At 56.2% G+C, this 12,931-nt stretch carries 11 protein-coding genes; all 11 read right to left on the reverse strand.

From position 1 onward, the window contains the following. The 11 genes from mraY to leuO all read right to left on the reverse strand — a co-directional run bounded on the left by mraY (nt 1) and on the right by leuO (nt 12,833). Complete coding sequence (mraY, locus tag EH164_RS18585) at nt 1-1,083, reverse strand: phospho-N-acetylmuramoyl-pentapeptide-transferase (protein ID WP_023480302.1); 1,083 nt, start codon at nt 1,081-1,083, stop codon at nt 1-3. Continuing rightward, a complete protein-coding gene (gene murF, locus EH164_RS18590; protein WP_124969810.1) occupies nt 1,077-2,435 on the reverse strand; it encodes a UDP-N-acetylmuramoyl-tripeptide--D-alanyl-D-alanine ligase in 1,359 nt (452 codons plus the stop codon). Before murF ends, mraY begins: the two co-directional genes overlap by 7 nt. Next, nucleotides 2,432-3,919: a UDP-N-acetylmuramoyl-L-alanyl-D-glutamate--2,6-diaminopimelate ligase gene (gene murE, locus EH164_RS18595; RefSeq protein WP_124969813.1), complete on the reverse strand. Its 1,488-nt coding sequence runs from the start codon at nt 3,917-3,919 to the stop codon at nt 2,432-2,434. The genes murF and murE overlap by 4 nt, the downstream gene beginning before the upstream one ends. Then, the gene (locus EH164_RS18600; protein WP_124969816.1) at nt 3,906-5,672 is read right to left on the reverse strand and encodes a peptidoglycan glycosyltransferase FtsI; all 1,767 of its coding nucleotides are present in this window, start codon (nt 5,670-5,672) and stop codon (nt 3,906-3,908) included. Before EH164_RS18600 ends, murE begins: the two co-directional genes overlap by 14 nt. Before the next feature lie 25 nt (nt 5,673-5,697). Beyond that, on the reverse strand, nt 5,698-6,063 hold the full coding sequence (gene ftsL / locus EH164_RS18605; RefSeq protein WP_023480380.1) for a cell division protein FtsL: 366 nt from the start codon (nt 6,061-6,063) through the stop codon (nt 5,698-5,700). Beyond that, nucleotides 6,060-7,001 (reverse strand): 16S rRNA (cytosine(1402)-N(4))-methyltransferase RsmH, encoded by a 942-nt coding sequence (gene rsmH / locus EH164_RS18610; protein ID WP_023480357.1) that lies wholly within the window; start codon nt 6,999-7,001, stop codon nt 6,060-6,062. The genes ftsL and rsmH overlap by 4 nt, the downstream gene beginning before the upstream one ends. A 2-nt stretch (nt 7,002-7,003) precedes the next feature. Continuing rightward, nucleotides 7,004-7,462: a division/cell wall cluster transcriptional repressor MraZ gene (gene mraZ, locus EH164_RS18615; protein ID WP_023480198.1), complete on the reverse strand. Its 459-nt coding sequence runs from the start codon at nt 7,460-7,462 to the stop codon at nt 7,004-7,006. 621 nt (nt 7,463-8,083) lie between these two features. Then, nucleotides 8,084-9,088, reverse strand: coding sequence for a catabolite repressor/activator (gene cra / locus EH164_RS18620; protein ID WP_124969819.1), 1,005 nt, complete (start codon nt 9,086-9,088; stop codon nt 8,084-8,086). A gap of 177 nt (nt 9,089-9,265) precedes the next feature. Continuing rightward, nucleotides 9,266-9,757, reverse strand: coding sequence for an acetolactate synthase small subunit (gene ilvN / locus EH164_RS18625; protein ID WP_007373137.1), 492 nt, complete (start codon nt 9,755-9,757; stop codon nt 9,266-9,268). 2 nt (nt 9,758-9,759) lie between these two features. Further along, the gene (gene ilvI / locus EH164_RS18630) at nt 9,760-11,484 is read right to left on the reverse strand and encodes an acetolactate synthase 3 large subunit (RefSeq protein WP_124969822.1); all 1,725 of its coding nucleotides are present in this window, start codon (nt 11,482-11,484) and stop codon (nt 9,760-9,762) included. Between the two features lie 386 nt (nt 11,485-11,870). Further along, on the reverse strand, nt 11,871-12,833 hold the full coding sequence (leuO, locus tag EH164_RS18635; protein ID WP_023480261.1) for a transcriptional regulator LeuO: 963 nt from the start codon (nt 12,831-12,833) through the stop codon (nt 11,871-11,873). Nucleotides 12,834-12,931: the final 98 nt, after the last annotated feature.

Below are 12,931 nucleotides of genomic sequence, written 5' to 3' on the forward strand. Positions count from 1 at the left end.
TTAACGTACCTTCAGCGTTGCCAGGCCAATCAGCACCAGCATCAGCGAAATAATCCAGAAGCGCACAATCACGCGCGGCTCCGGCCAGCCCTTCAATTCATAGTGGTGGTGAATCGGCGCCATACGGAAAATGCGCTGGCCGCGCAGTTTGAACGAGCCAACCTGCAAAATCACCGACAGCGTTTCCACCACAAAGACGCCGCCCATAATCACCAGCAGGAACTCCTGGCGCAGCAGCACGGCGATAATGCCGAGCGCGCCGCCGAGCGCCAGCGATCCGACATCGCCCATAAAGACCTGCGCCGGATAGGTGTTAAACCACAGGAAACCGAGCCCGGCACCGACAATCGCCGTACAGACGATCACCAGCTCACCCGCGTGACGCAAATAAGGGATGTGCAGGTAGTTGGCGAAGTTCATGTTACCGGTCGCCCAGGCCACCAGTGCGAAACCGCCTGCGACAAAGACGGTTGGCATAATCGCCAGCCCATCAAGGCCATCCGTCAGGTTGACGGCGTTACCGGTGCCGACAATCACAAAGTAAGCGAGCAGCACATAGAACAGACCGAGCTGCGGCATCACATCTTTAAAGAACGGCACAACCAGTTCGGTGGCGGGAGTATCTTTTCCGGCAAGGTAGAGCGCAAACGCGACGCCCAGCGCAATCACCGACATCCAGAAGTACTTCCAGCGGGCGATAAGCCCCTTAGTATCTTTGCGCACCACTTTGCGGTAATCATCGACAAAGCCGATGATGCCGTAGCCCACCAGCACCACCAGTACGCACCAGACGTAAGGGTTGGAGGGGTAAGCCCACAGCAGCACGGAGACAACAATTGCGGTGAGGATCATGATCCCGCCCATCGTCGGCGTACCGCGTTTACTGAAGTGCGATTCCGGGCCGTCGTTACGCACAACCTGGCCAAAAGAGAGTTTCTGCAAGCGGGCGATCATGCGCGGCCCCATCCATAAGGAGATGAAGAGCGCGGTCAGCAGGCTGACAATGGCGCGAAACGTCAGATAGGAAAAGACGTTAAAGCCGGAATAATATTTGACCAAATGCTCGGCCAGCCAAACTAACATGTCCCGTTCTCCTGTAAGTCGCGTACCACCTCTTCCATGGCGGAGCTACGTGAACCTTTCACTAAAATGGTAATCATTGGGTGCTCGGCAATCAGCGCTTTTAAACGCGCCGTGGCCGCAGCTTTATCGTTGAAATGCTCGCCAACGCCGCTGGCGTCGCTGAGCGCTTTACTTAATGTGCCGACGCTCAGCACCTTGTCGATACCGACGGCTTTCGCCGCTTCGCCGACCTGAACGTGGCAGGCTTCGCTCTCGTCGCCCAGCTCCGCCATATCGCCCACCACCATCACGCGGTAGCCGGGCATCTCTGCCAGCACGTGCGCTGCGGCGGTCATCGACCCGACGTTAGCGTTATAGGTATCGTCCAGCAGCAGCTGGTTTTCACCGAGGCGCACCGGGAAAAGACGCCCCGGCACAGCTTTCAGCTTCGCCAGGCCCTGTTTTACCGCATCGAGAGATGCGCCCACCGCCATCGCCAGCGCGGTTGCTGCCAGCGCGTTAGCAATGTTGTGACGTCCCGGCAGGGGTAAAATTACCTCGGCATTGCCGGTCGGCGTTTGCAGCGTGAACTCGGTACCGTGCGAGGTGATATGCACATTGGTGGCGGTAAAATCACTGTTCGCCGCGTTGGGCGAGAAGCGCCACACTTTGCGATCGCCGATAATGCTCTGCCAGTTCAGCCAGTCATTGTTATCGGCATTGAGAATGGCGATGCCGTTGGCCGGCAGGCCGGTGTAGATTTCACCTTTCGCCTTCGCCACGCCCGCCAGCGATCCGAACCCTTCCAGATGCGCAGCGGCCAGGTTGTTGACCAGCGCCGCTTCCGGGCGGGTCAGGCTAACGGTCCAGGCGATTTCACCCTGGTGGTTAGCACCCAGTTCAATCACCGCGTACTGATGCTCTTTGGTCAGACGCAGCAGAGTCATCGGCACGCCGATATCATTGTTCAGGTTGCCCGCGGTGTAGAGGGTGTTGCCGCACTCGCCAAGAATGGCGGCGGTCATCTCTTTCACTGAGGTTTTACCGGAGGAGCCGGTCAGCGCAACGACGCGCGTAGGCACCTGCTGACGCACCCATGCCGCCAGTTCGCCAAAGGCCTGGCGGGTATCGCCCACCACCAGCTGTGGCAGATCGGTATCCAGTTTGCGGCTCACCAGCAGCGCGCCCGCGCCGCCCGCTTTGGCTTGATCGGCAAAATCGTGGGCGTCGAAACGTTCGCCTTTCAGCGCCACAAACAGGCAGCCCGGCGTCAGTTTGCGGGTATCGCTGGTCACGGCGTCAATCGTGACGTCCTGACCCAAAAGTTCACCGTGCAGCGTGCCGGCAAGCTGGCTGAGCGTTACGCTAATCATGCTACTACCCCCAGCAGACGCGCGGCGGTGACACGGTCTGAGTAATCGAGACGGTGGGTGCCGACAATCTGATAATCTTCATGGCCTTTACCTGCCAGCAGCACCACATCATTCTCTTTAGCCTGCATAATGGCGTTGGTCACCGCTTCGGCGCGGCCCTCGACGACATGCGCGCGACCGGCGTCGAGCATACCGGCGAGGATGTCATTAATGATGGCGCGCGGCTCTTCGGTGCGCGGGTTGTCATCGGTGACGACCGGCACATCGGCAAACTCTTCGGCAATCGCGCCCATCAGCGGACGTTTGCCCTTGTCACGATCGCCGCCGCAGCCAAAGACGCACCACAGTTTTCCTGTGCAGTGCAGGCGCGCGGCCTGCAGCGCTTTTTCCAGCGCATCCGGCGTATGGGCATAATCCACTACCACCGTCGGTTTGCCCGGCGCGCTAAACACTTCCATCCGTCCGCAAACGGGTTGCAGGCGGGAGGCGGTTTTCAGCAGATCGCTGAGGGGATAGCCGAGCACCAGCAGGGTTGCCAGCGCCAGCAGCAGATTGCTGACGTTAAACGCGCCCATCAGGCGGCTTTCGATTTCGCCTTCGCCCCAGCTGGAGTCAAAGCGAATGGTCGCCCCGCTGTCGTGGTAATCGACGCTCAGAGTTTTCAGCCAGCGCCCGTGGCAATCCGGGTTGATATGACCTTCCATCGACACCGCAACCGCATCCGGCAGGTTTGCCAGCCAGCGGCGGCCCACTTCGTCATCGGCGTTGATGATCGCCTGACCATAGTGGTGCGAGGAGAAGAGCAGCCATTTGGCGGCTTCGTAATGGGTCATATCGCCGTGATAATCGAGGTGATCGCGGCTTAAATTGGTGAACACCGAGGCGGCGAATTTCAGCGCCGCCACGCGATGCTGGACTAAACCGTGGGAGGAGACCTCCATTGCGGCTACAGTAGCGCCCTGCCCCGCGAGACCGGCAATCACATGCTGGACATCAACCGCGGAACCGGTGGTGTTTTCCGTCGGCACCACTTTACCAAGCAGGCCGTTGCCGACCGTACCCATCACCGCGCTGGTTTCACCCAGCAGCTGGCTCCACTGCGCTAACAGCTGCGTGGTGGTGGTTTTACCGTTGGTACCGGTGACGCCGATCAGGCGTAGCTGGTCTGACGGCTCGCCGTAGAAACGGCCCGCCAGCGCAGAGAGGCGCTCGTTCAGCTGGCTTAAGTAAACCACCGGTACACCGTGCATTTCACGAATTTCACCGTCATTTGCCTCGCCTTTCGCTTCAGCAATAATGGCAGCAACACCTTGCGCAATCGCCTGCGGGATATAACGACGCCCGTCCGCCTGATGACCGACCACCGCCACGAAGAGATCGCCCGACGCAGCCACACGGCTGTCGAGTGTCATCTCTCGTAGTGCTCGCGCAGGTAGCATCGGTACCCACGGAGCGAGAAGGTCGCGCAAATTACGATCTGCCACCTGATCCCTCGCCTTGATTAATTACAAACTCACTTTTTTCGCCCGTGGTCAGCGCATCCGGCTCGATGTTCATGGTGCGCAGTACGCCGCCCATGATGGCACCGAAGACCGGCGCAGAGACCGCGCCACCGTAGTATTTGCCCGCTTGCGGATCGTTAATGACCACCACCAGCGCAAAGCGCGGCCGGCTGGCAGGCGCGACGCCCGCAGTGTATGCAATGTATTTGTTGATGTAGCGCCCATCCGGCCCGACTTTTTTCGCCGTACCGGTTTTGATCGCGATGCGATAGCCCTTGATGGCCGCTTTTACCCCGCCGCCGCCCGGCAACGCCACGCTCTCCATCATATGCACCACGGTGCGGACAATGGATTCGTTGAAGACGCGCTCACCCGGTACGGGCGGGTCGACTTTGGTAATCGACAGCGGGCGATAGATGCCGTAGCTGCCAATGGTTGCGTAGACTCGCGCTAACTGTAACGGCGTTACCATTAGCCCGTAGCCGAAAGAGAAGGTGGCCCTCTCTATGTCAGACCACCGTTGTTTTTGAGGAAATAAGCCACTGCGTTCCCCGACCATCCCCAAATTGGTCGTTTTTCCCAGTCCAAAACGTGAGTAAGTATCTACTAACGCTGAGGAGGGCATCGCTAACGCCAGCTTGGATACGCCAACGTTACTCGACTTCTGCAGCACCCCGGTGAGGGTCAATTCGCTATAGCGCGCCACGTCTTTGATTTCGTGACCGTTAATTCGGTAAGGCACGGTGTTAAGCACCGTATTCGGGTTAACCACGCCGCGTTGCAGTGCGGTCATTACCACCATCGGTTTCACCGTTGAACCCGGTTCGAAAACGTCTGTGATAGCGCGGTTACGCATGGCATCTTTGGCAGTGCCGGAGAAGTTGTTCGGGTTATAGGAGGGGCTGTTCGCCATCGCCAGCACTTCGCCAGTGTTGACATCCACCAGCACGGCGCTGCCGGACTCGGCTTTGTTAAATGCCACGGCGTTGTTCAGCTCACGGTAAACCAGCGCCTGCAGACGTTCGTCAATGCTCAGCGCGAGATTGTGCGCCGCCTGGCTGTCGGTCGAGGAGATATCCTCAATCACGCGGCCATAGCGATCTTTACGCACGATGCGCTCGCCCGGCTGGCCGGTAAGCCACTTATCAAAGCTTTTTTCGACCCCTTCAATCCCCTGACTATCGACGTTGGTAAAGCCGATCAGGTGAGCGGTCACTTCCCCGGACGGGTAGTAGCGGCGCGACTCTTCGCGCAGATGAATGCCGGGAAGCTTGAGTTTTTTGATGTAGTCCCCAAGATCCGGATTGACCTGACGGGCAAGATAGATAAAGCGCATCTTCGGGTTAACGTTGATGCGCGAGGCCAGCTGATCGAGCGGCATGTTGAGCGCATCGGAGAGCGCTTTCCAGCGGTTATCCAGCGTTACGCCGCCCGCGTCATGCAGCTCTTTCGGATCGGCCCAGATCGCTTTTACCGGCACGCTGACCGCCAGCGGACGCCCGGAGCGGTCGGTGATCATCCCGCGCGACGTCGCCACTTCCTGCACGCGCAGCGAGCGCATATCGCCCTGGCGCACCAGCATATCGGGGTTGATGATTTGCAGATACGCGACGCGGCCAATCAGAAAGCCGAGCGCCAATAAAATACAGCCGCAAAGCAACGCAAAACGCCAACTTATAAAGTTGGCCTGCTCTTCCTGGCGTTTCGCTTTCACCATCTTCGCCGCGGCTTTCATGCGCTGGGTTGTTCCTTTTTCATCGCTATTTCTGCACCACAATATTTTCCTGTGAAGGATCGACGTGCTGCATCTGCAGCTTCTCGGTAGCAATCCGCTCCACCCGGCTATGATCGCCGAGGGCGTTCTCTTCAAGAATCAGATTGCGCCATTCGATATCCAGCGCGTCGCGCTCAATCACCAGTTGTTCACGCTGTGCGGTCAACAGACGGGTATGGTGCGCGGTGGTGACGACCGTGATGGCCGTCATGATGATGCAAATGAACAGGCAGAGTGGCAGTTTCCCGAACCGCAAAAGATCGTCGCCGATCACGCCAGGCAAAGCATGGCGCTCGCTGCTTCCTAACGATCCCTTAACTTTGCTGAGGGTCTCTGTCACTCTGCCGATCATGCGTTCGTCCTCTCTGCAATACGCAGAACTGAACTACGGGCACGTGGATTTTCCGCCACTTCTTCTTCGCCCGGCATCATTTTTCCTAAGGCTCGCAGTTGACGGCCACCCAGCTTGCTGAGTTGCGCTTCGGTCATCGGCAGCCCGGCAGGAACCTGCGGCCCACGGCTTTGCTCACGCATAAAGCGCTTCACAATGCGGTCTTCCAGCGAGTGGAAGCTGATGACAGAAAGCCGGCCTCCCGGGGCCAGCACATCGAGCGAGTTTTTTAGCGCCTGCTCTATCTCCTCCAGTTCACTGTTCACCCAGATGCGCACCGCCTGGAAGGTACGGGTCGCGGGATGTTTAAACTTATCTTTTATCGGCGTCGCCGCTGCCACCACTTCCGCCAGTGCTTTGGTGCGGGTCATCGGATCGAGGCGATTACGCTCGACGATGGCGCGGGCGATGCGTTTAGCAAAACGCTCTTCGCCAAAGGTTTTCAGCACCCAGGCAATATCCGCTTCGTCTGCGGTTTGCAGCCACTGGGCGGCAGACTGGCCGCGCGTCGGATCCATACGCATATCCAGCGGGCCGTCTCGCATAAAGGAGAAGCCGCGCTCCGGATCGTCAAGCTGCGGTGAAGAGACGCCAAGATCGAGAAGAATGCCGTCGATCTTGCCAATAAGATCGCGCTCGCTGACATAATCAGCGAGCGCAGAAAAGGGTCCATGAATGATGGAGAAGCGCGGGTCATTAATGGTCTTCGCAACTTCAATTGCCTGCGGATCGCGATCGATTGCCAGCAAGCGGCCTTCCGCCCCCAGTTGGGAGAGGATCAGGCGCGAGTGTCCACCGCGACCAAAAGTGCCATCAATGTAAATGCCATCAGGACGAATATTCAGGCCGTTAACGGCCTCATCCAGCAGCACCGTTGTGTGTTTAAAATTTTCCATCATCATTAAAGAGACAAATCCTGCAACCGATCCGAAAGTCCTTCGGAACCGGATTGCTCAGCGTCAATATCTTCCCTGACCTGTTGATACCAGGTCGTTTCATCCCACAGCTCAAATTTATTGAACTGTCCGACCAGCATCACCTCTTTGGTTAGCCCGGCGTGCTGCCGTAAGACAGGCGCAATTAAGATGCGACCGGCGCTATCCATCTGGCACTCGCTGGCATGCCCCAGCAATAAACGTTGTACGCGCCGCTCAAGCGGGTTCATGCTCGACAGCCGCGACAGTTTTTGCTCGATAATTTCCCATTCGGGCAGAGGGTAAAGCAGCAGGCATGTGTGGCGAATATCAATGGTACAGACCATCTGGCCGGAGGCACTCTCCTGCAGCGAATCCCGATAACGGGTCGGAACGGATAACCGCCCTTTGCTGTCGAGATTGACTAACGTCGCGCCACGGAACATGTCCGGTTTACCCCCGCATGATCATTTCCACCACTTTATCCCACAAAACCCCACCGAGGGAGTTTACGGAGCGGAGGAAAAGCTTGTCAAGCCAGCGCAAAGGCCAACAAGAACAAAAGATCCCTTATTCGTAATGAATATCAGCGTCGGTGAAATAGTGCTCAGCTTACGAGGCAAATTAACGTCATGAATATTTGCAAGAAAAAAGGGGGGAATATAGGGCCCGGGGTTTCAGACCATTCCGTTTCTGTACGCGAAATATAAAGTGTCAGTTTGCGACGCGGGCGGCATTTTAAGGCATAACGGCGCGACTTAACAGCGCCAGATGCAGGAGCTGGCGCTAACTTAGCCCCGGTTTCGCTAAGGGAATGCTTCGCTCAACAAAAGTGGTTGTTAATTAATCGAAAGCGATCAGGAGATGTAACAATTCAATACAGAAATCATCATCAGTAACTTCTTAACGGGCAGTGTGAAATCGGAAGTAAAGAAACTTAAAGAAATAATAAATCAGAGCATCTTCGTAAATTAAGGATTTATCTGAGGAGTTAAATAGCACTATTTCGATTAAGGCGAAATGTTGAAAAGGAAAAAGGCAGCGGGCGCTGCCTTAATTGCGTTTATTTATACCCGGCTTAATATGCCGCGTCGATAGAGATTACGTCGAATACGGCTTAACCCCGGCTTCGGCTTGCGCGGTTCATCGAGGCTTGCCAGCACAATCTCGAGCACCCGCTCGGCGACGTCGCGGTGACGCTGCGCCACAGCCAGCACCGGGCATTGCAGGAAATCGAGCAGTTCATGATCGCCAAAGGTGGCTATCGACAGATTGGAGGGCAGCTTGCCGTCGCGGCGCAGCGTCACATCCAGCACGCCCTGCAGCAGCGCGAAAGAGGTGATAAACATCGCTTCCGGCATCTCGTTCGTTTCCAGCCACTTTTCAAATAACTGGGCGGCGGCTTCGCGCTCATAGCCATTGGCGTAGAGGTACTTCACCTCGCGGGGATCGTCTTTCCAGGCGGTGCGGAAACCCTGCTCGCGCAGGAAGCTTACCGAGAGTTCCGGCAGCGCGCCTAAATAGAGCACGCGCTCCGCCGGCATTTTACGCAGCTCCGCCGCCAGCATCTCTGAATCCTCCTGATCGGCACCCACTACGCTGGTGAAGTGTTCACGATCCAGCGCGCGATCGAGCGCGACAATCGGGAAGGCGTCATTTGCCCAGCGCTGATAGAAGGGATGCTCCGGCGGAAGCGAGGTAGAGACGATAATGGCGTCAACCTGCCGTTGCAGCAGATGTTCGATGCAGCGCATCTCATTATCGGGCTGATCTTCAGAGCAGGCGATCAGCAGCTGGTAGCCGCGCTGGCGCGCCTGGCGCTCCAGATAGTTGGCAATACGGGTATAGCTTGTGTTTTCCAGATCGGGAATAACCAGCCCAATCGATCGTGTGCGTCCTGCTCGTAACCCAGCCGCCACCGCGTTTGGGTGGTAGTTATGCTCACGAACGACCGCCATAACTTTCTCAACGGTTTTATCGCTAACACGATACTGCTTCGCCTTTCCGTTGATGACGTAGCTTGCCGTGGTTCGTGAGACGCCGGCGAGCCGGGCGATTTCATCCAGTTTCACAATTGCCCCTTAAAATGATGCGCACCATAACCTTTTTAGGGATATAGGTTAATTTCCATAACATCTAAGCGCAGAAAGGTTACTGCGGCAACCGCTTTTCTCTCTGCTTCCGGCTGATTTCGCAAAAAAAAGCCCGGCATAATCAGCCGGGCTTAAAAATGTGGAACCTTGCTCGCATCAGCGCATGATTTTATCGCCGCGTGATAAACCGACCACGCCGGAGCGCGCCACTTCAACAATCTTCGCCACATCACGAATTGTGGCGAGGAACGCGTCCAGTTTGTCGCTGGTGCCGGCGAGCTGAACCGTGTAAATCGACGGCGTGACGTCAATGATCTGCCCGCGGAAAATCTCCGCGTTGCGTTTAACCTCTTCACGGCCATAGCCGCTGGCCTGAATCTTCACCAGCATGATTTCGCGCTCAACATACGCTCCCTGCCCCAGTTCGTTAACGCGCAGCACGTCCACCAGTTTGTGCAGCTGCTTCTCGATCTGTTCGAGGACTTTTTGATCGCCCACGGTCTGGATGGTCATCCGCGACAGGGTGGGATCGTCCGTTGGTGCGACCGTCAGGCTCTCAATGTTATAGCCACGCTGTGAGAAGAGGCCAATGACGCGCGATAACGCGCCCGATTCGTTTTCCAGTAAGACAGACAGTATCCGGCGCATAATCAGGTTCTCTCCGTTTTGCTTAACCACATCTCATCCATGCCGCCGCCGCGGATCTGCATCGGATAAACGTGTTCACTTCCGTCAACGGTCACATCAACAAAGACCAGACGATTGTTTTTCACCTGCTCCAGCGCCTCGGCGAGCTTCGCCTCCAGCTCTTCCGGGCGGGTAATGCGGATGCCGACATGACCGTACGCTTCGGCAAGACGGGCAAAATCCGGTAAAGACTCCATATAGGACTGCGAGTGGCGCCCGGAGTAGATCATGTCCTGCCACTGCTTCACCATGCCGAGGTAGCGGTTGTTGAGGTTGAGAACCAGCACCGGCAGCTCATATTGCAGCGCCGTTGAAAGCTCCTGAATATTCATCTGGATACTGCCATCGCCGGTGACGCAAATCACCGTTTCGTTCGGCAGCGCCATTTTTACGCCCAGCGCGGCAGGTAAGCCGAAGCCCATCGTGCCGAGGCCGCCGGAGTTGATCCAGCGGCGCGGTTTATCAAAGCGGTAATAGAGCGCGGCAAACATCTGGTGCTGGCCAACATCGGAGGTGACATAAGCATCGCCATTGGTCAGACGCCAGGCGGCCTCAATCACCGCCTGCGGTTTGATGCTTTCACTTTGCGTGTCATATTTCAGGCACTGGCGCGCGCGCCACTGTTCAATGCGCAGCCACCAGTCGCGGATCTCATCATGCGGCTGCGACGCGCTCTCCTGCTCCAGCAACTCCAGCATCTGCTCCAGCACCTGGCGCGCATCGCCAACAATCGGCACATCTGCCTGTACGGTTTTAGAGATAGAGGTGGGATCGATATCGATATGCAGCACCGTCGCGTCGGGGCAGTACTTGAGCAAATTATTGGTGGTGCGATCGTCAAAACGTACGCCGACAGCAAAGATCACGTCGGCATGATGCATCGTCATATTCGCTTCATAGGTGCCATGCATCCCGAGCATGCCGAGGGACTGACGATGGGAAGCCGGGAAGACGCCCAGCCCCATTAATGAGGAGACCACCGGCGCATTCAGCGTTTCAGCCAGCTGGCGCAGCGGCGCGTCGCAGGCAGAAGTAATGGCCCCACCGCCGACATAGAAGACCGGTTTTTTCGCGGCAACCAGGGTTTGCAGCGCGCGTTTAATCTGCCCTTTGTGCCCCTGCGTGGTTGGGTTATAGGAGCGCATACTGACCGACTCCGGCCAGAGATAGGGCAGCTTGTTCGCGGGGTTCATAATATCTTTCGGCAGATCCACTACCACCGGCCCCGGGCGTCCGCTGGCAGCGAGCCAGAACGCCTTTTTCAATACGCCGGGAATATCTTCCGTCTGCTTCACCAGAAAGCTGTGTTTTACCACCGGGCGGGAGATGCCCACCATGTCGCACTCCTGGAAGGCGTCGTAACCAATCAGCGAGGTCGCTACCTGACCGGAGAGCACCACCAGCGGAATGGAGTCCATATAAGCTGTCGCGATACCGGTGATGGCGTTCGTCGCGCCGGGGCCGGAAGTCACCAGCACCACCCCCACTTCGCCTGTCGCACGCGCCAGCCCGTCTGCCATGTGAACGGCCGCCTGCTCATGTCGCACCAGCACATGCTCGATGCCACCGACGGTATGCAGGGCGTCGTAGATATCAAGTACCGCGCCTCCGGGGTAGCCGAATACCTTCTTTACGCCTTGATCGATGAGCGATCGGACGACCATCTCGGCTCCAGACAACATCTCCATGCTTTGCCTCCAGGCTTACGTTTGTCGACTGACGGCAGAACTCATTTCCGCACTGTCGCTCTGTTCAGAACAGGACATCCTGCTTTCTGATTATGAATGGCAGTTACCATAACCGCTCAAAATCTGGCAGGCAATCCGACCTCCGGCGAGGAAAAGCCGCGCTAAAAGCAGAAATACGACGTCTTAAATGAAGAGCTGGTGAAAACGTCTGTAATAAGCCGCGACGATGACCATTGATCGCTGTGATAAGGGAATGTTCAGTAATTCATGCATTTTTAACGTCGCGCAGAGATTCGTAGCCGAGGCAAATCAGAATAAAATAGTAGTTCGCTCGATAAATGCAGAATAAACCGGAAGTTTGCAACCCGGTTTATTCCGCACGCCGCTTAGTGGCTACAGACCGACACCAGCAGCTCCTCCATCCACTGATGCCCCTTATCGCGACCGGCAGATTCGTGCCACGAGAGACAGCAGGTACGGCTGTTGAGCGTAAGCGGCAACGGCAGCGTATGCAGCGCCAGCCCGCTGGCAAAGCGCTCCACCAGCCAGCGCGGCGCAATGGCAACCAGATGGGTTTGAGAGACAACGTTTAATACGCTGGGCAGCGCCATTCCCTGATAGGCAATGCGGTTGCGCTTTTCAACCGTGTCGTACCAGGGCTGGCTGAAAGAGGCGTAGCGCTCCAGCGAAACAACGGCGTGCTGCTCGTTAAACAGGCTGTTTTCCGTCGTCAGTTCAGCGATGCGCGGATGTTGTTGGCTCACCGCCAGCACCATTTCATCTTTAAACAGCGGGACGCAGGAAAATTCCGGACGACGAAATTCTTCATAGCCGATCACAAATTCTATTTCCTGATAGCGCAACTGATGTTCGGTACTGTGATTTAGATCAGATTTAAATATCAGTTTTATATTTGGTGCGACGGCTTTCACATTATTGTAAATAACCGAAGTCAAGAAATTATCGAGTGGACTGCATACGCAAAGATTAAAAATACGCTCGCTGCTTTGTGGATCAAAACCGGAGCCAGGCAGTTCATTTTGTACCAACTGAAGTGCCTGTCTTATCGCGCCAAAAAGCTGATACGAACGCGCGGTAGGTTGAATACCCCGACCATAACGAACAAAAAGTTCGTCATTAAACATCACTTTAAGACGCGCAACGGCATTACTGACGGCGGGTTGAGACATGCCCAACGCATGGGCTGCACGCGTAATGTTTTGCTCCTGCATAACGGCATCAAAAACGGTCAGCAAATTGAGATCTACTGAACGTAATTGAGGTTTCTCGCCGTCATTAACTTTTTGATTATAAAGACTTTCCCCGGGAAAATTGCAATCCGTCGTCATGATAAACTCCCTTGACTTGTGTAATAATAATATTCAGGAAGATGATTTATCACGCATATAGCATTATTAGAAGCGCAGTGTGAAAATTTAGGAATATA

It is taken from the genome of Kosakonia sp. CCTCC M2018092, from assembly GCF_003864115.1.
Taxonomy (GTDB): domain Bacteria; phylum Pseudomonadota; class Gammaproteobacteria; order Enterobacterales; family Enterobacteriaceae; genus Kosakonia; species Kosakonia cowanii.